This is a genomic window from Rossellomorea sp. ABR4_004 (genome assembly GCF_056159585.1).
The window spans coordinates 564095-585584 of sequence record NZ_JBSWVM010000003.1; the positions used below are offsets into that span (position 1 = coordinate 564095).

Genomic DNA, 21490 nt, shown 5'->3' on the forward strand with positions numbered 1-21490 from the left:
CTTAATATGTTTTTGACAAGGACTCTTACTTGATTTCCAACGGAGTCCTTTTTACTTTTAAGGACAAGTCGGCGATGGCTGTTTAACTCTTAGAATCCTCATAAAGATTGAACTACTAATAAAAAGAAAAAAGCCTGCATCTTTTAAATAAGATGCAGGCTTTCTTTATGTATGACCTGTGAGGGATTCGAACCCACGACCCCTTCCCTGTCAAGGAAGTGCTCTCCCACTGAGCTAACAAGTCGCAATGGAAGGTATATATTATATTATAGTCATTATGAGAAAAATGTCAATCATTTTTTTATCTCCTGGTAAATCATGTATAAAAGAACGTTCGTTCGCATATACTGTGAGTACACTTCCAGGAGAGGAGCTCACAAATGAATACAGTATTACAGCGCTCATTCATGTACCAGCGCCCCATTGAAATCATCTATATGACTCCTGAGTCCATTTGTACGAAAAGAAAAATCATCGTTAAAAAAATCGATGGGGATATGATTATGGCCTATTGCTTATTACGAAAAGATTTTCGCAGATTCAGACTTCATGATATTTTGGCCGCTCATCCCCTTCTTCCTTATAAGAATCGAACCATATCCTAGTTGGAAACTAAAATACGTGAGGCTGACCTAATAAACGGTCAGCCTCACGTATCTTTGTTTATGCTGTTGCTTTCTTTGGTGTTTTGTCTTCTCTTTTGATGAAGAATTGTAAAGCCAGCATAACAGCAAATAATACTAAACCAATGATGTCTGTGCTTCCCTCCGGATAGATCAGCATTAAACCGGCTGCTACACAAAGGAAACGTTCTATCACATACACTCTTCTGTACCAATACCCGATCATCCCTGCCCCTATGGCCATCATTCCGGTTATTGCCGTAAAGACAACCCATAGTAATCTCGGGATTGTTGTATCAATCATCAGCAACTCAGGGGACAGGACGAACATATACGGAATAATAAAGGCTGCAATCGCTAATTTAGCAGAATTGACCCCGGTCCGTATCGGCTCACCCCCTGACACCCCGGCTGCGGCAAATGCTGCAAGCGCCACTGGCGGTGTGATATCTGCAATGATACCAAAGTAAAAGACAAATAAATGAGCTGCCAACTCAGGTGCACCTAACAGGATTATCGCAGGTGCAGCGATTGTGGATGTGATTACGTAGTTGGCCGTTGTTGGTGATCCCATACCTAGTACAATCGATGCAATCATTGTAAATACCAGAGTCAGGATTAATTTACCTTCTGATGAATTTGTTAAATCAGCAGCAAGATCAACTAAACCATTCGCAAGTGTCAGTCCTAACCCCGTTTTCGTCACAACGCCGACAATCATCCCTGCAGCCGCAGTTGCTACCGCTACGGAAAGCGCAGTACGTGCACCGTCTACAAGTGCGTCGACTGCATCTTTAAAGCCAATCCTTGTCTCTTTTCGAATCGCGCTAATCACGATCGTAGCAACAATTGACCAAAGTGCTGCACGCATAACACTCATACCGCTGACTAATAAAATAATGACCGTAAGAATCGGCATTAATAAGTAGATTTTCTTTAAAACTTCTTTACGATTAGGCATTTCTTCGTCCGAAAGACCGCGAAGACCGATTCGCTTCGCTTCAAAATGAGTCATAATCCAAATTCCTGTAAAATACAAAAGAGCAGGAATGGTGGCAGCCTTTGCGATATCCCAGTAAGAGATGCCACCGATGAATTCAACCATTAAGAATGCTGCAGCTCCCATGATAGGAGGCATTAACTGACCACCCGTTGAAGCTGCTGCCTCTACTCCACCTGCAAACTCTTTACGATAACCAAGTTTTTTCATCATTGGAATGGTAAAGGAACCAGATGTTACAACGTTCGCTACAGAGCTACCGCTGATCGTTCCTTGAAGGGCACTCGAGAAGATTGCAACCTTAGCAGGACCACCAGTGCGTTTTCCGGCAATGGCCACAGCTAAATCATTAAAATATTGCCCAACGCCTGTTTTGACGAGGAAGGCCCCGAACAATAAGAATAGGAAGATGAAGGTTGCTGAAACATATAGTGGAGTTCCAAGAATCCCTTCACTTGTAAAGAACATCGTCTTAACGATATCATCCCAATCATATCCCCTGTGGGCAAGGAATCCAGGCATCAATCGACCATAATACATATAGAGTATGAAAGTAGAGGCGATGATCGTGATGGGTAAACCCACTGCACGACGGGTTGCCTCTAATACTAAGATCATCGCAGCAAAACCAACATAAAAATCAAGTGATGTCATAATGCCTACTCTGCTGACAATGTCATCTTGCATAATCGGCCAGTATGCACCAATTCCTACAGATATGACAGAGAGTACGACGTCATACCATGCCACTTTATCTTTTCGCAGATTCTTTTTCCTGGCAGGAAAAAGAAGAAAGACAAGTGACAAAGCAAATCCTAGATGAATGGATAATAATAATTGTCTAGGGATAAATTGAAAGATCGATGCGACTAATTGAAATAATGAAAATGCTAATAACCCATAGAAAATCACCCATTTAAACAGTCCATGATGAAGCTTTCTTGTTGATGATTCAGGATCATATTTTTCTAATAATTCTTGTTGTTGTTCGGATGTTAATGATTCGAATTCTTTATCTTTTTCCAACAACGGTCACTCCTTTCCACTGATCATATAGTGTTTGTTTCTTCAATTGCATTCTGACGACAGACCCTTTATCGAAATATTCAGCTAAAGGATAGGCTTCACCATCCAATACGAGACGTTGATTGGCTACCACCTGTCCAATGCGAATATCAATGTATGGAAACTCTTTATTCATATTTGAAATTAAGTATTTTCCTTCTTCTGTCCTCTCGAAGGTTTCATTTCCTTCTGCATTTGCAGGCATACCAATTGCAGTATCCTCATAAAGCAACTTTGTCTGTTGAATGTGGTTTGTAGATTGGCGATAAAACTCTTCTACTTCTGAGAGATGAATAGAATGTGTATAACGAACCGAAAATGTGTGATCTTCAGGAAGTCTGAAAAGGACAGGATCACCCTCATGACTCCTCGGTTCAATTACCAGATATGTTTGAAAGGGAATAAAGATGATGAGTAAAAGACCAAGAATAATGAGAATTGTTCCTATGAATGAAATTTTCTTCATAACAAAGTTCCCACCATTCCATTTATTTCTGTTGTACTTAACATTTATTTAGCCTATACCAAAACAAAAGAATAGACCGTATTACGCGGCCTATCCCTTCGTCCATCTGTTGGTGTGGATCTATTCCATTGAAACGCCTTTTTCATCAAAGTATTTCTTTGCACCAGGATGTAATTCAATTCCCATACCCTTTAAACCATCTTCAGCCTTGATTAACTCACCTTTGGCATGAGTGATTGCATCTGTGTTTTCAAAGATGGCTTTTGTAACATCATAGATTACATCTTCGGAAATATCAGCATTTGTCACTAGCATTGCACGAACCGCAACGGTTGTAACTGCCTCATCGACTTTACTGTACGTCCCTGAAGGAATTTCATCCTCAGAATAGTATGGATATTTCTCGATAAGTTCACTGATCGTACCGGATTCAACCGGTACGATTGTGATATCTTCCGTTGCAGCCAATCCTTCAACCGCTCCGGTTGGAGTACCTGAAGTAATGAACGCCGCATCGATTGTACCATCCTGGATACCAGTAGTTGAATCATCAAATGATAGATTGCGTGCTTCTAAATCTTCTAACGTAATTCCGTGAACCTCAAGGATTTGTTTCGCGTTCAGTAAAGTTCCAGAGCCCGCTTCACCTACAGAAACAACTTTCCCTTTCAGGTCTTCAACGGACTTGATACCGGAATCTTTTGTTGTAACGATTTGAATCGTTTCAGGATATAGAGTGGCAATTCCTCTTGCATTTTCTACTTTATTATCGCTGAACATTTCAGTTCCTTCAGATGCATAAGATGCGATATCGGTTTGTGTAAAAGCGATTTCAGTTTTACCATCTTTAATGGCCGCCATATTTTCAGCAGATGCCCCTGAAGTAGAAGCCGAGGATTTGATTCCTGTTTCATCTTCAATGATCTTAGCGAATGTTCCGCCTAACGGGTAATATGTACCCCCTGTTCCACCTGTAGCAATCCCAATGAAGTCAACCTCTTTGTTACCTTCACCCTCAGATGATCCTCCACCTGATCCGCCGCCACATGCAGCGAGAATGACAGATAGAACTAGAAGTAGTGCAGTGCTTAGATAAAAACTGCGTTTTTTCATATTCTAATTCCCCCCTATTAAATTTCTACTTTACCGAAATAATTGTAACACAGTCTGTAACAATCTTGTCAAATCAAATACATAAAATTTTAACAATTTTTATAAAAAAACCATTCATCATCCATTACATACTGATTGACATCCGATATACGGCTTGTTCTTGTCATGTCAATTATTTTACAGATGTATACATAATGTATAAAGCGATTTCATCCCCCCCACCCTTTTTCTTCCCCGACGCATGTTTGTCCACAGGAAAAAGACTGAAGAGGTACTCTTCCTCTCCAGTCAATCTGTTATATATCAGATAATGATCTAGCCAATCAATTCCTCATCCTCAAATTTCATCTTATCTTCTTCTGAAATATTTTCTTCGCGGTCCCTCAGGCTATGTGCAATCCTCGAAGAAGCATTTGCCGCAATACTTGCGACGATGTCATCTAAAAAGGTATGGACACCCTTTCCATTCTTCGTATCCAGGTCACGAATGATACCGATTTTATTTTTATCCAGATGACCAAAAGTGGTTACAGCGATGCTTCCATATCCTAATGCTGCACCTAAAGCAATGGTCTCATCTACTCCAAATAACCCTTCATCTGATTCTACAATCGATTGAAGTGGTTCGGAAAGCTTCTTCTCTTCAGCAAGTTGATCCAACTCTACCCCTACAAGAATCGCATGCTGAATCTCTCTCTTTAACAATACTTTCTTCACACTTTCAATACAATCTTCCATATTTAACTCAAGATTATATGGATACTGCATTTCATAGACGATTTCAGCAATATCTTCTATTGATACGCCTCTATCTTTCAGCCTCTGTAATGCAGCTTTCGTTACATCCCTTGAATGTACAGGTTTATTCATTGAAATACCCCTTTCTGGACTGCCCATTAACTTACATGAATTATATCATTCTTTTGAATTTTCGTATTGCAATCCGCTTTAGGGAATTATCGAGAAGAATATGATACAATCTTTCTGTAAACGTTCACACTGATTATAGGAGGCTATCGTCATGACAACCGCAAGAGGAACTGTAACCGAATTAAACCTCTTTAGTAAAGAACTGAATGAAGAGATTAAGATGCTCGTATACCTTCCAGCTACTTTTTCTCCCCTTTATAAATATTCTCTACTGATCACCCAGGATGGTAAGGACTATTTCCAGCTAGGAAGGATTCCTCGCCTGGCTGATGAACTTCTCGAAAATAGGGAAATAGAAAACATGATTATCGTGGGGGTTCCATATAAAGATGTTGAGGACCGGAGAAGAAAATACCATCCACATGGTGAAGAAAATGATGCTTACATTCGCTTTTTAGCACACGAATTGGTCCCGTATCTGGACGAGCATTACCCAACTTATCATATGGGAATGGGACGTGCCCTGGTTGGTGATTCATTAGGAGCGACAGTCTCATTGATGACTGCATTAAAATACCCAAATACATTTGGCAAGGTTCTCCTGCAGTCACCTTTCGTCAACGAGAAAGTGTTGGAGGCCGTAGAAAACTTCTTACAACCTCATTTGTTAAGCATTTACCATATCATCGGTAAACAGGAAACAGAGGTGAAAACGACGGACGGCAAAGTAAAAGACTTCTTAACGCCAAACCGCAAGCTTCACGAGACATTCGATCAAAAAGGATTCTCTTCCTTTTACGATGAGTTTGACGGAGATCATACGTGGAAACATTGGCAACCGGACTTGAGACGTGCTTTGAAAATGATGTTTAACTAAACCCCGATTAGGCAAGGGACCCCCCTTGCCTCTCTTTACATGAATGCAGGGAGCTGATCGAATCACTTTTGATAAAAGGAGATCCTATCCCATCGCCCTATATTAAATTTTTGAAAAATTTGCTATACTATACATAATACAAAGATAGTTAAATAGAGGAGGATTGAAGAAAATGAATTATGGTATAGTCATTTTCCCATCGAAAAAGCTGCAAGATATCGCAAACTCTTATAGGAAACGTTATGATCCTCATTATGCATTGGTTCCACCACATTTGACATTAAAGAATGTCTTTAGTGCAGATGATGATCAAATCAAAGATATCGCTAATAAATTAAATGTTATTTCTAAGAAATACGATCCCTTCAATTTAAAAGTGTACAAAGTAAGTTCTTTTCAGCCTGTGAACAATGTAATCTATTTCAAGGTGAACTCCACTCCTGAACTGCAAGGGTTACACGATGACATGCATAGTCAAAACTTCATGGGTGACGAGCCGGAATTCGCTTTCGTTCCTCACATAACTGTCGCCCAAAAGCTTTCAAATGATGAACACTCCGATATTTTCGGATCACTGCGTATGCTAGGAATCGATCATGAAGAAACCATTGACCGATTCCACTTGTTGTATCAATTAGAAAACGGCTCTTGGACAGTTTACGAAACCTTCCGTTTAGGAAAGGAAGAGTAAGAGTTGAAAGTCGAAGTTGCTAAAACAGAAGATCAGATCCAAGAGGTATTCAACATAAGAAAGACAGTGTTTGTGGAAGAACAAAAGGTTCCACTCCAAGAAGAAATCGATGAATTCGAAAACGATTCCACTCATTTTGTCCTTTACGACCAAACTCATGCTGTAGGTGCAGGCCGTTTCCGTATTCTTGATGGACTTGGGAAAGTTGAAAGAATATGCGTTTTAGAATCCGTCAGGGGTAAAGGAGCCGGGCGTGAAATCATGCTTGCCATTGAAAAATATGCAAAGCAAGAGCACTTATCCCAATTAAAATTAAATGCACAGACATACGCAATCCCTTTTTATGAAGGCTTAGGCTACAAAGTTACATCTGATGAATTTCTGGACGCAGGAATCCCTCATAGAACTATGAAAAAAGATATTTAAAAGGAACAAGTAATTAAGCAGGACTGCTTAATTACTTGTTCTTTTTTTTGCTTCCTGCAATCCATATTATGAAGTATATTACAATATCAACTCGTCGATAATGGGAAAGTGTATGGGAAGGGGGATCCTTATGGGAATCACATCGATTGCTATCGAGTTAATAGTAGGATATTTTGCCCTATTGATTCTTACAAAAATACTTGGTAAAACTCAAATCACTCAAATATCTGCCTTTGATTTCATTTCAGCTTTAATTCTTGGTGAACTTGTAGGGAACTCCCTTTATGATGGAAAGATCACTGTACTTCCAATTCTTGCTGCCATTTTTATTTGGGGGAGTTTGATCTTTTTTACAGAGTATTTCACCCAGAAATCCCGAAGATTTCGTCATATGATGGAAGGTACGCCTGCCTTAATCATTAATAAAGGAAAGATCAACTTCGATGAGCTGAAGAAAAATCACTTAGATCTGAACCAACTGCAGCATCTGCTTCGTGCAAAAGACATTTTCTCAGTAAGGGAATGTGAATTTGCGCTTTTGGAGTCTGACGGTACGCTGAGTGTGATTCGAAAACCGCTTTATGAAATCGTACAGCGTCAAGACCTTAATATACCGGCAAAAAATGCTTCTCTCCCACTTTCTTTAATAGTGGATGGAGAAATCGTTTACGATAATTTAAAGCTGGCCGACCAAAGGGAGGATTGGCTTTTAAGTGAAATAAAAAAACAAGGCTTCCTCTCCTCCAAGGACGTTATGTATGCTGAATGGGAAGAAGGAGAAAGCCTTTTAGTGCAAGGGTATTAATGGGGTTTAATGATGAGTTCATTGTTACTGATCGTGAACGATAGGAGTTTCTTTCGTTCGAGACTGGTAAGATAAGCTGTTACCGAAGTTCTGAACAATAGCCATTGCCCCACATTTGATACAGCTATTTTGTGTAAATTCAAATACTCTTTTATGATCTTTTCAAAAGCAAAGCCTTCTTTACTACTATTTACTAGAGTCAGAAGAGAGCTCATACGTTCTTCATGAAGATCGATATTCTCCTGAACTGTTTTCACAAAGTTTTCTTCAAAGTCCCCGTGACCCGGAATCGCTCCTTTGCATGGTATGCGAAGGAGCTTTTCTAATGAATCCAATGTTTGATCCGCATCAATGATAAACGGAATCACATGCTTTTCCAACGTATCCCTGCCAAAATAACTGTCCGCTGCATATAAAACATCATCAACAAGCAGACCTACCTGACCATACGAATGACCCGGTAAGTCGATTACTTCAAAAGTGAAAGGACCAATACTATTTTCACCATTCTTCAACTCATCATCAATGACCACTGATTGTCCTTCAAGAAACTTATTTCTCAAATCATTTATGGGATTAGCTCCATTAAAAAGATAAATCGGCTCCAGGATCGAATTCTCCATGATTGCTTTTTCAAGTTTTGGAGCAAACAATGGAGTACCTTGTTTTTTCTTCACGAAGTGAGCTCCTCCAAAATGATCTGCGTGAGCGTGGGTGATGACACAAAAATCCAAGGGCAGTCCTTCATTGGATAAAGTTTTGATCACTTTCTTCATGGAAGAATCATCCAAACCACTGTCAATAAGAAGACCTTTTCCTTCTTTCATGCAGTATCCAATGGTAACGCTCCCTGTAAAAGCATAGCAATGCTCGGAAAGTTTTTGTAATTTCAAGTGATTACCTCCAGATATGTATAGAACTGATATCAACAGTTAATTAAAAGATCCCATAAGGAATGCACCTTTTGGGATCTTTCAAAGTGCCTAAAAAAAAGCCCCTTAAACTTCCTTATACATATTCGTTAAAATGCTTTCCTTTTCCTGTTAACTGAGCTAATAATGTTGTGGGGATGGATGATTTAGAGAGTACTTCATATGAAGTTTTGCGTTGGTTTGATTGAAATACATGATAGGACGATTCTGCTTCTTCAGTGTTTGCTTGAGTTTTATTCTTCATGGGCTTTACAGGTTGCACGGGGAGAAAGGTAAACGGATGTTTTTCAACTTTTATTTCTCGTTCCTGATATTGTTTATACTGATGATGAGGAATTGGAGCAATGTAACCCATTTTCATTACCTCCTTGGTATTAGTTACCCATATAGGGTTGAACCTTAAACTTTAATTGGGCTGTATAGATTCTGTTGATATATGTACCATGTCTGGATGAATAATCTCATCACTTTTACACACTGGTCAAAGAATAAATAGGAGAATTAACATAAAGTACGTATTGAAACACACCTTTATGTCCATTCTCCTTTATTTTTTATACCTTTTATTTCTTCCCCTTGTTTAACATATTTGAGATGGTCCCAAAATCTAATTGCTTTCCATCATTCACAATCGATTGTACGATCTTATTTTCCATTTCCTTGTTTACTGGTTTATTGGCAATTTTAGATACTCGTTTAATGACGCTTCTAACGGTTGCTTCATCTTTGAAGTTTGCATTTTGTAATGAGTTCGCAAGCTCTAACACTTCGTTCATGTTTACGCCTGTCTTTTTCTCTAAATTCTTAAAAAAGTTATTATTCATTTCCATCACGCCTCCTTTTAACTATAAGCATCATATGTTAAAAACCCAGGAGCGTGATTAAGAATTTCCCGAATAAAACAAAAAGACAAAATCTCTCTAATGAGGATTCTGCCTTTTGTACCCCTTTCTAACAGAAACTTGCTCCGACGATAATCAAGAGAATGAAAAGCACAACGATCAATACAAATGTTGAGCCATAACCGCCGCCGCCATATCCACAGCCACCGTATCCATATCCATACATATAATTTCACCTCTCTTTTACCTTTAGTCTCTTATAACATATGTATAGAGAGGACGATACGTATGGGCTTTTGGATAATTTATTGTGTGTTTGTCCAATTGTAGAGGTCGAAGGTGAGGTTTCCTTCGCGGTCAAGTTGGGCAAGGAAAATGGATTCAACTTGCAATTGTCTTTTGGCCAGCTCTTTTTGTAACCAGGGCAGGGGAAATCCTACTTCTCGCAGAGCCTCTTGATCTATTTCCCCATCCGAAATGACTGCTTGTGGAGGAGTGGTCTTTTGTGAAGTATTAAATACATCTTCTCGAACAAGCGGCCTTTTCTCCCTTTTGAGCAAAACACTTAGATCTCCGTTTGTATCCAATGAAGCGAATTCCACATCTGCAGCTCTGAAAACGTCTTTCTTTCTCAATTGCTCCAGCAGTTCATCAACGGAATACTGTTCCTTCTTTAAAGCCTTCTCATCAATATTTCCATCCTTTATGAAAACAGTCGGTTTCCCCTCGGCAAATCGTCTAAATCGAACGCTTTTTAGAGAAAGAAAGGAGAAAATGAGTGGAAATGAAAACCATAATAAGATGCTCATCAGTCCTTCACTTAAAGGGAGGCTAAGATCCATGGAAAGTGTCCCTGCAATGCTCCCAACCGTGATTCCTGTAATGTATTCAAAAAAAGAAAGTTTAGATAACTGTTTCTTCCCAAGTAACTTGGTTATTGCAAATAAGGAAAGTAAGATAAAAATACTGCGTAACGCCACCTCTAAGTATTCAGGCATCATTCTTCACCTCTATCATCCTTTAGGTTTAAAAAGGAGTGCCCCAATGAAACCGAATATGATTGCCGACGAGATCCCTGAGCTTGTGACTTCAAACATCCCGGTAAGGACTCCCACTATCCCATGTTCCTGTGATTCCTGCATGGCACCATTGACAAGGGCGTTACCGAAACTTGTGATGGGGATGGTCGCTCCTGCACCGGCAAAATCAATGAGAGGCTCATACAAGCCAAATCCTGAAAAAACCGCCCCTGCCACAACCAGTAAGCTTAGTGTATGGGCTGGAGTTAATTTAGCCACATCAAACAGTAATTGACCAATCACACAAATGATCCCGCCTATTGTAAAAGCCCAAAAAAACATCGCTAACACTTCGTTTCCTCCTTTCCTTCACATATATTCAATGGAAACCGCATGAGCAATACAGGGTATTGTTTCTCCTTGCTGAAATGTCAATGGTGATAACAAGGCTCCCGTCGCCACAACTAAGATGCGTTTATATGTTCCTTTTTTCATTTCATTTAATAGGTGACCGTACAGGACTGTAGCAGAACAGCCTGGTCCGCTCGCTCCGGATTGTACCGGCTGATTTTCCCCATAAATCAGTAATCCACAATCTTTAAACTGATGATCCGAGAAGTTGTATCCTTTTTCTTTCAGCATTTCAACTGCTGTCCGCCTGCCGATCTTAGCCAGATCACCTGTGATGATCAAATCGTAGTATGACGGGTCTCTCCCCAAATCTTGAAAATGACCTGCAATCGTATCAGCAGCGGCTGGTGCCATGGCCCCTCCCATGTTAAAAGGATCTTTCAACCCCATATCCATCACCTTGCCGATGGTTGCAGATGTAACTCTCGGTGCAGGGGTTGTAACTGACTTTCCTTCTCCTATTACTGCAAAACCTGCACCTGTTACAGTCCACTGAGCTGTTGGAGGCTTTTGCCCCCCGTATTCAGTCGGGTACCGGAATTGTCTCTCAGTTGCGGCATTATGGCTGGATGCCCCTGTCACCACATTCTGAGCTCCATGATAGTTAACCAAGAACGCAGATAATGCCAAACCCTCCATCGATGTTGAGCATGCTCCGAATAATCCGAAGTATGGGATTCCATTGGTCCTGGCAGCAAAACTTGATGGGGTGATTTGATTAATAAGATCTCCCGCTAAGAAAAACTGTATATCGCTTTTTTGAAGAGACTGTTTTTCCAACGCAATCTGAACCGCATCTTCAATGAGAGTTCGATTGGCTTTTTCGTATGTGTCCTGTCCCATCCACAGATCATCGTAAAACTGATCAAAATCGGCTGTTAAGTTCCCCTTTTTTTCAAAAGGGCCGCCGACCACACCGGTTGACAGGATGGCAGGATGTGTAGGAAATACCCATGACCTTGAACCCTGAAGCATTAAATCACCCCCAGTTGAATTAAGATTGTCTTGATTAATGCAACGATGAAAGCTGAAAACACTCCGAATACAATTACGGAACCTGCCAGCTTAAAAATATTACCTCCAACTCCTAAAACAAACCCTTCCGTTTTATGCTCAATGGCTGCTGCAATGACAGAGTTACCAAATCCTGTTACAGGGACTGCACTACCTGCACCTGCAAACTGACCGATATGATCATACACGCCAAATCCCGTCAGAAGCATTGATATAAATACCATCGTGGCAACAGTTGGATTTCCTGCCGTCTGTTCAGTAAAATTAAAGAAATATATAAATATATACGTGATGGCCTGACCGACTAAGCAGAAGAATCCCCCCACAAAGAAAGCCTTTAGTACATTTTTAAGTAGTGGCCTCTTTGTTTCATATTGTTTTTCCAACTGTTCGTATTTTTTCTGTTCGGGTGTTTTTGGTGATTTCCCCACAAAACATTCCTCCTACGTCTTTTCCTTTTGAAGCTTCACAATATCCTGGAACTTCTTTTCTGCATCATTCTTTGAAATCGAACCCCTTTTTAGCTTTTCCTTTAAACGGATGGTTTCAAGAAATATCTTGTAATCACTGGACAATATAAAGTCTTCATCCGGATATTTATCTTCTAAATAACGATCCATCTTCTTTTCGATCTTCTTCATATGAAACCTTTGCAGGTGCTTCACTTTATATACCACGAGCGTTTCTTCTTTTCCTTGTATGACGGCTACATCATAAAGCTCTTTCATTTTGGAAATTTCCCGTTTTATGGCATGGCCATAACTGTCTGTTTCTGGGTTATCCACTAATTCAATGGGTGGTGGATCAGTTTTCTTCATTAGCGCAATCTTGCTGTCGTTTCCATCTTCCTTATTCGCGCACCCTATTAAGACGAGTAAAGTTAGTGGAACGATGATCCGTTTTTTGTTCATTTCATATCCCTCTTTTATTTGTACTCATGCTTTATTTTTTTCTTAAAATCAGATTTTATGAAAAAAAAAACTGCCCATTTTGAGCAGTCTATCTTTTCTTCACTTTTGATCCACAACCGCACCCTTTTTTCTTGATGGGAGAATTTGTTGGTTTCTTGGTATTTACAGAAGAATTCTTCATAATGATCGCCCTCCTTTACCATTCCCCTTACGACCATTATATGTGCGATAGAGCAAGCTTGTTTCCACTAATTACCTAATGAGCTACTCTCTTATCCAACTTTGTACAGCCGCTTCTAATATGGAAGCGACTCCAGCAACTGCCAATACTGTGATAAACGGGATAAAAAATTGTGGAAAAAAGAGATTTCCTGCATATAGAAATACAGCTACCCACATACCTGTACACCAATAACACGATAACAGCTCCCCTATAAACCCTTTAATTCCACCTTTTTTGGGTAATAGGTAGATTTCTTCCACCCCATCTTCTGACATTTCAGGTACTTCATCAAAAAAAGGAGACCTTAAGAATTCCGTTATTTTATCAAACACGATGAGGTGAGTCATTCTAAACACAGCAATTCCCAATATTATTACTTCAAGTATCTCCATATTCCCACTCCTTATATAAACTATATCCCGCCCAATTTAGACAAAAGGGGCATTTGTCCGTTACCCAATTTCCTCTTCTACAATATGTTATTAGTGTAGTGAAAATTATTTAAGGAGGAAAATTCTTATGGGTTGCGGTAATTACAGAAAAGATGACATTGCAGGTGCAAGAGACCGCGGTTGTGTATGCCTTGCTGTTCGCGCTATTAAAGATGTTCAAGATGCAGCAGATCAAGACTGTTTTGATTGTAAAAATGATTGTTTTCTTGAGCCATTAGGATCTTTGGTAAGTCCAGTTGGAAATGCACCAAATACTCGTGTTTTCAAACTTTATAATAAAAAAGGAGACCTATTTAAGGTTCACCCTAAACATTATTGCTGGAAAACACCTTACTTCCGTGTGAAGAATGTATTTGACGACTGCTGTGCTACACTTCAAGTATTGAAGAAAGTACATGTTACAGGCGAAGACGTAGAATCAGAAGACGAATTAATGGGGTTAAACAATAACTTCATTTACGAATTGACTGGAGATTGTATCACAGTTGATCTGGATTGCTTCTGCGCTATTCAATGTATCGATGATGTAAGAGTAGAAGGAGTTTGTGACTAATCAGCAGCGAGAGTAAAAAGCCAGACGGAAATTCCGGCTGGCTTCTTTTATTTCAATCCAATGATTTTGATCGCCTTTATAGAATTTCTTGTTAAAGTGATTTCTTCACCTTGAAACGTTTTTATATTAATGGATGCGCTATCTGCACTGGTTAATACACCACGATACACCCCTTCTTCTGTTTGAAACGCACATGGGAATGGGGCTCTCCCCATAATACTCTGCTGCATATATTCAATTTTCCCATCCATATCCAGGTCTTTAAATGGGGTAAGTGGTTTAAAGTAACCGTCATTTGAGTGTTCTGGCCTTGATTCACCTTGAATTGCTTCTTCCTTATTAGAAGTCTCTTTTAGAATGGGCCGAGCCTCTTTCGTTTCCCTATTTACGATCGTATGGTACTCAGGCTGTTTTAACCTCCCTAATGGAGCAGCTTCGATCAACTCAGCGCTTTTCCTTTTCATTTCGATTGGCTGGGTGTTTCTTTCTTCTTTTTTTGGTTGAACGATGCTTGACGACCCTCTATAGACTTCCTGCATGCTGCTTTTCACATCGTTCAATCTGGGTTGATGTATATATAAAAGTGGCTTTTTCTGTCTATTCAATCCTATCCCTCCTTACATTCTACATTTATATGTATGCAGGAACCGCCTATGAGTTTCTTATTAGCATAGATAAATACTATCTTTACATAACAAAAGAACCCCGGCTGCAGTATGATTTCTGCAACCAGGGTTCCCTATGTTGTATTTTAACCTAATACATGATAGCCGGAGTCTACATGCAGGTTCTCACCTGTGATCCCTCTTGAATAATCACTAAACAGGAATACAGCTGTATCACCGACTTCTTCTTGTGTTGTATTGCGGCGGAGCGGTGCACGCTCTTCGATTTCTTTCAGTATGCTGTTGAAGTCACCTACACCTTTAGCGGAAAGGGTACGGATCGGTCCTGCAGAAATCGCGTTCACACGAATGCCGTGCTTTCCAAGATCGCTGGCAAGGTATTTCACACTCGCTTCAAGAGATGCTTTTGCTACACCCATTACGTTGTAGTTTTGCATCACTCTCTCACCACCAAGGTATGTCATGGAAACAATGCTTCCACCTTCAGTCATGAGATCCTTCGCTACTTTAGCAACTGCTGTCAAGGAGTATGAGCTGATATTGTGAGCCAGAAGGAACCCGTCTCTTGTTGTGTTCATGTAATCACCAGCAAGCTCTTCTTTATTGGCAAACGCGATACAGTGGGCAAGTCCATGAATCACTCCGACTTCTTCCTTAATCGTTGCAAAGCATTTTTCGATGTCTTCATCACTTGTTACATCACAAGGCAGAACTAGTGAATCTTCTCCACCTTCCAAAGTCCCGGCAAGATCTCTAACCCCTTTTTCAAAACGCTCGCCTGCATATGTAAAGATTAAACGGGCACCTGATTGATGTAAGGAACGGGCAATCCCCCACGCAATACTGCGTTTATTTGCAACTCCCATAACGACATATGTTTTACCTTTTAATGAAAGAGTCATTGTAATCCTCCTATTTTATACATGTTATTAGTACCTGATACTAATTCTACAGTAATACACCACAAAAGAAAAGAAGAATTCCTACAGGATTCGCCTTTTAACTTCTTCGATTTGAACTAAATGCCTTTGTTCATGTTTACCTAGAAGCTCTAACACTTGCCATATGGGCATATCTCCAAATCGATGATGGTTCATGGATCTACTTTTCAAACCTACCTCTGTGTATGATTCCAGGAAGCGTGTAGTGAATGACCGGGATTCATCTAAGGCTAGAATTAAATCTTCCTTTTTTTGAAACTCAGAAATTGGTTCGATTGGTGCCTTCAGTTTTTTTGTTAGATTATCGAATACAGATAAATCAGCTCTATTATCACATGTTCCTGATTGATTCTCCGCTGACTCGAGTGCCAATGTTAAAAATCTTTTTTCAGCTCCAGCCAGGTGGAGAACAATTTGAGCTATGCTCCATTCCTCTGGCGAAGGCTTTTCATTCAGTTTCTCAACAGGTACCTGCCTAAAGCTTCCCTTCACCCTATCTCTGATTTCAATTACCTTTGTTTCCCACATTTTCATGCCTCCCTTTAGTATCTCTCTCTTATTAGATATTAGTGGTAAGAGTGTAAACTCCTTTAAAAAATAGGCTCTATTCGTTAAGTTTGTTGCTATTGTAGAAGAGAAAGTAATAGTTGATTTCCGCTACAGGATGCTCGCTTTCCGCGGGGCTGGCGGTGAGCCTCCTCGGCTGCGCCTCCGGGGTCTCACCTGTCCAGCTACGGGGCTTAGGGGCTCGAGGTCATAAGCCAAGTCTGCCAAAAAGGCAAAGAGCGCCTTTCCGGCAGACTCATCTTATGCTTGTCGCCCCTGGGCAAAGCCCCTCCGCTTTTCGTACTGTCCAGCTATTCCCGCAGGAGTCGATCATCCTTCCGCTCCAATCAACTTTCTGAGCATGTATCCTAAATGGAAAACAATTAATACAAGATTTTTAGCAAACAATCTCATTTAAGGTAAGTAGAGATTGATTTTCCTTTTCAGAAAAAAAGAATTATTTTTTTAGTTACTTTGTTTTCTTGCACACCTTGAAGCTCTGTCAAGAACATTCTGTTACAGATGGTGAGGGGAACTGAGCAGACTCCGGCGGATTTTGGGCGTGCCGAGACCCCGTTCGGCGAAGCTGAGGAGGCTCGGCCGAACGCTAGCTGCAAGCGGAGCAGTTCCCCTCACCATCCAGCATAAACTGGTTGACAGAGCCCTGGCAGTTTCTATGTTAGAAAACAACAATCGTTGCCAAAAGAGCCAAAAATAAAACTTCCCAAGAATCATTTCTTGGGAAGTTGATTACGTCTTAGCAATACTCACAGAATTCAAGCTCGCGTTTTAGTTCATCTACATATTCTTTTGAACCGGTGACGATCAAGCGGTCGTTCATGTGGAGTTCTGTATCTCCGTGAGGAACAATGGAATCTTTCCCCCTAAAGATCCGAACGAAGATAACATCTCCTGTAAACGGAAATTTCCGAAGGGTCATGCCTTCAAACTGACTGTTCAGCATGCGGATCTCATAAAGCGATGTCTCTTGATTCGTAAGGATATTCATGACAGACGGTGACTCAATGAGCGCACGAAGTAATGCTTTCGTGGACAGAAATACGGAATATACTTCAATGTCCTGTTCTCGCAGTGTCTCATGTAAGTCAGGGCTCTCAACCCTTACAATGACACGATTAACGCCATATTCTTTAGCGGTAACGGCAAGTGTTGCATTGATTTCTTCATCACCGGTTGAGATCACAATGATGTCCGAATCAAAGATGTTGTTCTCTTCGAGTGTTTCTAACTCGTAATTATCAATTTCATTGATGGTAAACAACGAATCAGCAATATTACGATCAGACTTATCTTGTTTTGTATGGTACAAGACTGGTTCATACAGTGATGAATGAAGTTCCCTTGAAACCGGCATCGTAAGTTGATTCGCTCCCAGGAATGTAATCTTGAGCTTCTTCTCCTTTGCGCTTTCCCTCGGGAATAGCTTTTTGAAGAAAATTGGCGTGATGATGCACGTGATCACGGCTACTAATATGAGCGTACCACTCATCTGCGCTGTGATGATTTCCATTCTCTCAGCGATTTTCGCAGCTGCAATGACAAGTGATAACGTTGATGTAAGTAAAAATGCTGAGGCAATCGTTGTTTTCGTATCATACCAATACTTTAATAAGTAAACCGGAATGATTTTCGAAACTAGGAAAGCAAGCAGAAGTAATGGAATCAACAGAAGCATCTTTTTGTCGCTAAGCAGTGATCCCAGATCCAATTCAACCCCTACCATCACGAAGAAGATCGGGATTAAAAATCCATAACCAAAGGAATCCAGCTTATGAACCATTTCCTGATTTGGTGCCAATAATGATACCAGTACACCTGCAAGGAATGCACCTAGAATATTTTCAGCCCCAACGGTTTCAGATACAGCTACAAGTAGAATGATCAATGTAAAGACAGCTCGTGTCCCGATTTGAACGGTACCTGTCGACAAGCTCTTGATGAAGGAATTGTTCTTCAATCTCTTTGCCAGGAAGTATAAGAGTACTCCAACACCGAACAGGATAAGGAGAAGCCACATGTTTCCATGACCTTCACCGTAAAGTGACACGAATACAGCCAGTAAAATCATCGTCACAAGGTCTGCAATAACCGCCACAAGCAGGATGATCTGCCCGATGGCGCTTTTCATGATATGAGCTTCCTTAAGTGTAGGAACCACAACACCAAGTGAAATGGTGGAAATAATAAGGGTCATTAAGAACGCATTATCAATGAGCCCGAATAAGACGAACAGATAAGACAGACCAAGTGAAACAAAGAAGATCCCGATAAATATAAAAGTCGCTACCTTCAGACGGTTCGGTTCTTCTTTTCCATTCGGTAACCGTTCTTTTTTCTTCTTTCCCCCTGAAAATGCCGTGAAATCAATTTCCAGGCCACTTAAGAACATAAGGAAAATAAAACCAAGTGTGGACAGTGTTTCCAACCACATATCCTGGTGAACGATATCAAATCCGCTCTTACCTATTATTAATCCCATAATGATTTCGGCGATGACTACAGGGATGAAATTCAATTTGAATTTGTGCAGCAATATGGGAGTTAAAAAAGCTACAAGAATGACAATAACCAATGATGTAACGGACGCATGCTGTTCCATCTATACCTCCCCCTCTCTCTTCTCTCTATATTAAGTAATTCATAAACAATGTCGCTAAACCAAAATAAATTAAAATACTGATAATATCATTTATCGTTGTAATAAATGGACCGGAAGCGACAGCTGGATCCACTTTTAGTTTGTGCATAAGTAACGGTACTAATGTACCAGCAAGCGTTGCAACAAATAATGACACCAGCACGGAGATCCCAACGAGAACCCCCAAGAAGAATTCACCTTTCCACACATAAACCACGATGCTGACGACTATCCCGCATGTAGTACCGGTTATAAGTCCGGTTCCCGCTTCACGGATGACAAGGGACATCTTGTTTTCCTTTTCCAGGTCACCGGTTGCAATCCCTCTTACGGCAACAGCAAGGGCCTGAGTTCCAGTATTTCCTGCCATTCCGGCGATCAACGGGATAAATACGGCAAGAATCGCAACTTTATCTAATGTGTCTTCAAATCTCCCGATAAGGCTTGCGGTGAACATTCCTAGAAACAGTAAGGCAATCAGCCATGGTAAACGCTTCTTCGCTGCATTAAATGGACTTCGGTTAATGGAATCCAAATCGGCGATACCAGCTAACTTTGAATAGTCATCAGATGCTTCTTCTTCCATAACGTCCATAATGTCATCCACGGTAATGATCCCCAGTAAATGGTGTTGGAAATCAACAACAGGCAAAGCAAGAAAGTCATAATCTTTCATCTGTCTTGCGACTGCCTCCTGATCTTCACTGACGCCTACAGACATGACACGATCACTCATGATTTCGCCTATCATCACATCATCATGACTGATGATAAGATCCCTTAAGGAGATAACCCCCACAAGCTTTTTATCATCATCCACAACATAAATGTAGTAAATCGTTTCAGCATTAGGGGCTTCATTTTTTAATATATACATGGCGGAACGGACGGTCTGATTCTTGGATATGGCCACAAACTCAGTAGTCATGATACTACCGGCTGTATACTCTTCATAATGCAAGAGTTCTTTTATTTCTTTAGCTGATTCATCATCCATGATCGTTAAATAACTAACGACCTGGTCCTTATCAAGCTCATTTAAGACATCCACCGCGTCATCGGCATACATATTCGACAGCATTTCAGCGGCATAAGTAGGATTCATCTCCGCTAATATATCCTGATAATCCTCTTCATCTATATCCAGGCTTTCAAAAAGCTCCGCCATCTCTTCCGGAGACAGATAATGATACAGGCGGCTTCGCAGGGCTTCATCTATTTTCGAAAAAAACTTTGCTTGGTCATAAGAGTGTAAATGGACGAACTCTGAGCGAAATAAATCCAGATCTTCTTCTTGAAGGGCTCTAATGAGAAGGTCTTCATCATACATTTCTTTTTCTTGATTATCTCTATCTTTTGATTGATTCTGGGTTACTTCAGACATCATATACACCCTCCTTCTTAACATGAATTGTATATAGTCGTAATAATACTAGCAAATCTTATGACGAATGTCTCTTATGAAATGATGACCGTCTCTAATATGGTTTGGGTTATGTACGGAAGGTAGATTAAAATATGAATAAACATCCGCTCGATATGAAAGACTGAATCATTAATATGGCATAAAATAACCGAAAAGAAAAGAAAAATGCCACAGGAAAGTAGGTATCCTATGAAAATAGATATAATCGGAGACATTCACGGCTGTTATGAAGAGTTCAAAGAATTAACAAAAAAGTTGGGCTACGATTGGGCATCCGGTATTCCCGTCCATCCACATGGAAGGTTGCTCGGCTTTGTAGGGGATTTAACTGACCGTGGTCACCACTCGCTTCAGACCATTTCAATGGTCTTTAATCTGTTTGAAAAGGGATGTCTTTACTATGTCCCTGGAAACCATTGCAATAAACTCTATCGCTACTTCCTGGGGAATAATGTGAAGATCCTGCACGGGCTTGAAACGACAGTAGCGGAACTGAGTGCCCTTCCAAGGATTGAAAGAGACAGATATCGGGATATGTTCATCTCTTTGTATGAACAGTCCCCTTTATATCATGTGTTGGATGGCGGAAAGCTAATCATTGCCCATGCGGGTATAAAAGAAGAGCTGATCGGAAAGCAGAGTAACCGGGTGAAAACTTTTGTTCTATACGGTGATATCACAGGTGAGAAAAATGAAGACGGTACGCCGGTCAGAAAAGATTGGGCTTCGGATTATAAAGGTGACGCGTGGATCGTGTATGGCCACACCCCGGTAAAAGAGGCCCGGATCCTTAATAAAACTGCGAATATTGATACAGGGGCTGTGTTTGGCGGGAAGTTGACAGCTTTGCGATACCCTGAAATCGAACTGGTGAGTGTGGAGTCAAGCATGCCATTTGTCGACGAGAAATTTCGAGAGTTTGAATAAGGTGAGGTAGTGCTTGTTCCAGCTCCACAAAAAAAGAGATTCTTTTCAGAACAACCGAAAAGAATCTCTTTT

Annotated in this window: 26 protein-coding genes and 1 tRNA gene; 7 read left to right on the plus strand and 20 right to left on the minus strand. The window is 40.4% G+C overall.

The genetic code is table 11. The annotated features are described in order from the left end of the window. Positions 1-172: 172 nt before the first annotated feature. Positions 173-244, minus strand: a tRNA-Val gene (locus ACXAF2_RS19810). A gap of 136 nt (positions 245-380) precedes the next feature. Between ACXAF2_RS19810 and ACXAF2_RS19815 the strand changes: the two genes are divergently transcribed. Further along, a complete protein-coding gene (locus ACXAF2_RS19815) occupies positions 381-605 on the plus strand; it encodes a hypothetical protein (protein ID WP_475141188.1) in 225 nt (74 codons plus the stop codon). A 58-nt stretch (positions 606-663) separates the two neighbouring features. On the opposite strand, the gene ACXAF2_RS19820 is transcribed toward ACXAF2_RS19815, so the two are convergent. The 4 genes from ACXAF2_RS19820 to ACXAF2_RS19835 all read right to left on the minus strand — a co-directional run bounded on the left by ACXAF2_RS19820 (position 664) and on the right by ACXAF2_RS19835 (position 5137). Next, on the minus strand, positions 664-2649 hold the full coding sequence (locus tag ACXAF2_RS19820; RefSeq protein WP_324747860.1) for a TRAP transporter permease: 1986 nt from the start codon (positions 2647-2649) through the stop codon (positions 664-666). Next, entirely contained in the window at positions 2636-3154 is a 519-nt protein-coding gene (locus ACXAF2_RS19825) for a DUF1850 domain-containing protein (RefSeq protein WP_475141190.1), read from the minus strand. Before ACXAF2_RS19825 ends, ACXAF2_RS19820 begins: the two co-directional genes overlap by 14 nt. A gap of 120 nt (positions 3155-3274) precedes the next feature. Next, on the minus strand, positions 3275-4267 hold the full coding sequence (locus ACXAF2_RS19830; protein WP_475141192.1) for a TAXI family TRAP transporter solute-binding subunit: 993 nt from the start codon (positions 4265-4267) through the stop codon (positions 3275-3277). Positions 4268-4582: 315 nt separating this feature from the next. After that, positions 4583-5137 (minus strand): phosphatidylglycerophosphatase A family protein, encoded by a 555-nt coding sequence (locus ACXAF2_RS19835; protein WP_475141194.1) that lies wholly within the window; start codon positions 5135-5137, stop codon positions 4583-4585. 151 nt (positions 5138-5288) lie between these two features. Between ACXAF2_RS19835 and ACXAF2_RS19840 the strand changes: the two genes are divergently transcribed. From ACXAF2_RS19840 to ACXAF2_RS19855, 4 genes are all read left to right on the plus strand, one after another. After that, positions 5289-6014 (plus strand): alpha/beta hydrolase, encoded by a 726-nt coding sequence (locus tag ACXAF2_RS19840; protein ID WP_475141196.1) that lies wholly within the window; start codon positions 5289-5291, stop codon positions 6012-6014. A gap of 172 nt (positions 6015-6186) precedes the next feature. After that, positions 6187-6705 carry a YjcG family protein gene (locus ACXAF2_RS19845; protein ID WP_148968494.1) on the plus strand — a complete coding sequence of 173 codons (519 nt, stop codon included), beginning with the start codon at positions 6187-6189 and terminating at the stop codon, positions 6703-6705. A gap of 3 nt (positions 6706-6708) precedes the next feature. Further along, the gene (locus tag ACXAF2_RS19850) at positions 6709-7131 is read left to right on the plus strand and encodes a GNAT family N-acetyltransferase (protein ID WP_475141199.1); all 423 of its coding nucleotides are present in this window, start codon (positions 6709-6711) and stop codon (positions 7129-7131) included. Positions 7132-7261: 130 nt separating this feature from the next. Then, positions 7262-7936, plus strand: a complete 675-nt coding sequence (locus ACXAF2_RS19855; protein ID WP_475141201.1) for a DUF421 domain-containing protein — start codon at positions 7262-7264, stop codon at positions 7934-7936. Here the strand turns inward: ACXAF2_RS19855 and ACXAF2_RS19860 are convergent. The 10 genes from ACXAF2_RS19860 to ACXAF2_RS19905 form a co-directional block, all read right to left on the minus strand. Continuing rightward, positions 7933-8829 carry an MBL fold metallo-hydrolase gene (locus tag ACXAF2_RS19860; RefSeq protein WP_475141202.1) on the minus strand — a complete coding sequence of 299 codons (897 nt, stop codon included), beginning with the start codon at positions 8827-8829 and terminating at the stop codon, positions 7933-7935. The genes ACXAF2_RS19855 and ACXAF2_RS19860 overlap by 4 nt on opposite strands. 115 nt (positions 8830-8944) lie before the next feature. Next, the gene (locus ACXAF2_RS19865) at positions 8945-9223 is read right to left on the minus strand and encodes a hypothetical protein (RefSeq protein WP_475141204.1); all 279 of its coding nucleotides are present in this window, start codon (positions 9221-9223) and stop codon (positions 8945-8947) included. A 208-nt stretch (positions 9224-9431) separates the two neighbouring features. Then, positions 9432-9692, minus strand: coding sequence for a sporulation-specific transcription regulator SpoVIF (gene spoVIF / locus ACXAF2_RS19870; RefSeq protein ID WP_113970022.1), 261 nt, complete (start codon positions 9690-9692; stop codon positions 9432-9434). Between the two features lie 127 nt (positions 9693-9819). Next, positions 9820-9936 (minus strand): YjcZ family sporulation protein, encoded by a 117-nt coding sequence (locus ACXAF2_RS19875; protein WP_082051146.1) that lies wholly within the window; start codon positions 9934-9936, stop codon positions 9820-9822. A gap of 79 nt (positions 9937-10015) precedes the next feature. Next, positions 10016-10708, minus strand: a complete 693-nt coding sequence (locus ACXAF2_RS19880; protein WP_475141207.1) for a DUF421 domain-containing protein — start codon at positions 10706-10708, stop codon at positions 10016-10018. Between the two features lie 15 nt (positions 10709-10723). After that, the gene (gene spoVAE, locus ACXAF2_RS19885) at positions 10724-11080 is read right to left on the minus strand and encodes a stage V sporulation protein AE (protein ID WP_044337663.1); all 357 of its coding nucleotides are present in this window, start codon (positions 11078-11080) and stop codon (positions 10724-10726) included. Positions 11081-11098: 18 nt separating this feature from the next. Then, entirely contained in the window at positions 11099-12115 is a 1017-nt protein-coding gene (spoVAD, locus tag ACXAF2_RS19890; RefSeq protein WP_475141209.1) for a stage V sporulation protein AD, read from the minus strand. Then, positions 12115-12585: a stage V sporulation protein AC gene (gene spoVAC, locus ACXAF2_RS19895; protein WP_475141211.1), complete on the minus strand. Its 471-nt coding sequence runs from the start codon at positions 12583-12585 to the stop codon at positions 12115-12117. Before spoVAC ends, spoVAD begins: the two co-directional genes overlap by 1 nt. A 12-nt stretch (positions 12586-12597) precedes the next feature. After that, positions 12598-13065, minus strand: coding sequence for a sporulation protein (locus ACXAF2_RS19900; protein WP_475141213.1), 468 nt, complete (start codon positions 13063-13065; stop codon positions 12598-12600). 264 nt (positions 13066-13329) lie between these two features. Then, positions 13330-13680 (minus strand): DUF1360 domain-containing protein, encoded by a 351-nt coding sequence (locus tag ACXAF2_RS19905; protein WP_475141215.1) that lies wholly within the window; start codon positions 13678-13680, stop codon positions 13330-13332. A gap of 127 nt (positions 13681-13807) precedes the next feature. Here ACXAF2_RS19905 and ACXAF2_RS19910 point away from each other — a divergent pair, with 127 nt between their 5' ends. Next, positions 13808-14293 (plus strand): CotY/CotZ family spore coat protein, encoded by a 486-nt coding sequence (locus ACXAF2_RS19910; RefSeq protein WP_148968484.1) that lies wholly within the window; start codon positions 13808-13810, stop codon positions 14291-14293. 47 nt (positions 14294-14340) lie between these two features. Here ACXAF2_RS19910 and ACXAF2_RS19915 read toward each other — a convergent pair whose 3' ends face one another. The 5 genes from ACXAF2_RS19915 to mgtE form a co-directional block, all read right to left on the minus strand. After that, positions 14341-14898: a CotO family spore coat protein gene (locus ACXAF2_RS19915; RefSeq protein ID WP_475141217.1), complete on the minus strand. Its 558-nt coding sequence runs from the start codon at positions 14896-14898 to the stop codon at positions 14341-14343. Between the two features lie 146 nt (positions 14899-15044). Further along, positions 15045-15821: an enoyl-ACP reductase FabI gene (fabI, locus tag ACXAF2_RS19920; RefSeq protein ID WP_113969974.1), complete on the minus strand. Its 777-nt coding sequence runs from the start codon at positions 15819-15821 to the stop codon at positions 15045-15047. Positions 15822-15902: 81 nt separating this feature from the next. After that, a complete protein-coding gene (locus ACXAF2_RS19925) occupies positions 15903-16388 on the minus strand; it encodes a DinB family protein (protein ID WP_475141219.1) in 486 nt (161 codons plus the stop codon). Between the two features lie 775 nt (positions 16389-17163). Further along, positions 17164-19026 (minus strand): monovalent cation:proton antiporter family protein, encoded by a 1863-nt coding sequence (locus tag ACXAF2_RS19930; protein WP_475141221.1) that lies wholly within the window; start codon positions 19024-19026, stop codon positions 17164-17166. A 25-nt stretch (positions 19027-19051) separates the two neighbouring features. Next, on the minus strand, positions 19052-20395 hold the full coding sequence (mgtE, locus tag ACXAF2_RS19935; protein ID WP_475141305.1) for a magnesium transporter: 1344 nt from the start codon (positions 20393-20395) through the stop codon (positions 19052-19054). A 285-nt stretch (positions 20396-20680) separates the two neighbouring features. On the opposite strand from mgtE, the gene prpE reads away from it, so the two are divergent. After that, entirely contained in the window at positions 20681-21418 is a 738-nt protein-coding gene (prpE, locus tag ACXAF2_RS19940; protein WP_475141223.1) for a bis(5'-nucleosyl)-tetraphosphatase PrpE, read from the plus strand. The last annotated feature ends 72 nt before the right edge of the window (positions 21419-21490 follow it).

What these genes read in the sequence shown, in the direction of transcription:
- ACXAF2_RS19815 (WP_475141188.1), top strand. Translation starts at nt 381, where the DNA reads ATGAATACAGTATTACAGCGCTCATTCATGTACCAGCGCCCCATTGAA.
- ACXAF2_RS19825 (WP_475141190.1), bottom strand. Translation starts at nt 3,154, where the DNA reads ATGAAGAAAATTTCATTCATAGGAACAATTCTCATTATTCTTGGTCTT.
- ACXAF2_RS19830 (WP_475141192.1), bottom strand. Translation starts at nt 4,267, where the DNA reads ATGAAAAAACGCAGTTTTTATCTAAGCACTGCACTACTTCTAGTTCTA.
- ACXAF2_RS19835 (WP_475141194.1), bottom strand. Translation starts at nt 5,137, where the DNA reads ATGAATAAACCTGTACATTCAAGGGATGTAACGAAAGCTGCATTACAG.
- ACXAF2_RS19840 (WP_475141196.1), top strand. Translation starts at nt 5,289, where the DNA reads ATGACAACCGCAAGAGGAACTGTAACCGAATTAAACCTCTTTAGTAAA.
- ACXAF2_RS19845 (WP_148968494.1), top strand. Translation starts at nt 6,187, where the DNA reads ATGAATTATGGTATAGTCATTTTCCCATCGAAAAAGCTGCAAGATATC.
- ACXAF2_RS19855 (WP_475141201.1), top strand. Translation starts at nt 7,262, where the DNA reads ATGGGAATCACATCGATTGCTATCGAGTTAATAGTAGGATATTTTGCC.
- ACXAF2_RS19865 (WP_475141204.1), bottom strand. Translation starts at nt 9,223, where the DNA reads ATGGGTTACATTGCTCCAATTCCTCATCATCAGTATAAACAATATCAG.
- spoVIF (WP_113970022.1), bottom strand. Translation starts at nt 9,692, where the DNA reads ATGAATAATAACTTTTTTAAGAATTTAGAGAAAAAGACAGGCGTAAAC.
- ACXAF2_RS19875 (WP_082051146.1), bottom strand. Translation starts at nt 9,936, where the DNA reads ATGTATGGATATGGATACGGTGGCTGTGGATATGGCGGCGGCGGTTAT.
- ACXAF2_RS19880 (WP_475141207.1), bottom strand. Translation starts at nt 10,708, where the DNA reads ATGCCTGAATACTTAGAGGTGGCGTTACGCAGTATTTTTATCTTACTT.
- spoVAD (WP_475141209.1), bottom strand. Translation starts at nt 12,115, where the DNA reads ATGCTTCAGGGTTCAAGGTCATGGGTATTTCCTACACATCCTGCCATC.
- ACXAF2_RS19900 (WP_475141213.1), bottom strand. Translation starts at nt 13,065, where the DNA reads ATGAACAAAAAACGGATCATCGTTCCACTAACTTTACTCGTCTTAATA.
- ACXAF2_RS19905 (WP_475141215.1), bottom strand. Translation starts at nt 13,680, where the DNA reads ATGGAGATACTTGAAGTAATAATATTGGGAATTGCTGTGTTTAGAATG.
- ACXAF2_RS19910 (WP_148968484.1), top strand. Translation starts at nt 13,808, where the DNA reads ATGGGTTGCGGTAATTACAGAAAAGATGACATTGCAGGTGCAAGAGAC.
- fabI (WP_113969974.1), bottom strand. Translation starts at nt 15,821, where the DNA reads ATGACTCTTTCATTAAAAGGTAAAACATATGTCGTTATGGGAGTTGCA.
- ACXAF2_RS19925 (WP_475141219.1), bottom strand. Translation starts at nt 16,388, where the DNA reads ATGTGGGAAACAAAGGTAATTGAAATCAGAGATAGGGTGAAGGGAAGC.
- ACXAF2_RS19930 (WP_475141221.1), bottom strand. Translation starts at nt 19,026, where the DNA reads ATGGAACAGCATGCGTCCGTTACATCATTGGTTATTGTCATTCTTGTA.
- mgtE (WP_475141305.1), bottom strand. Translation starts at nt 20,395, where the DNA reads ATGTATGATGAAGACCTTCTCATTAGAGCCCTTCAAGAAGAAGATCTG.
- prpE (WP_475141223.1), top strand. Translation starts at nt 20,681, where the DNA reads ATGAAAATAGATATAATCGGAGACATTCACGGCTGTTATGAAGAGTTC.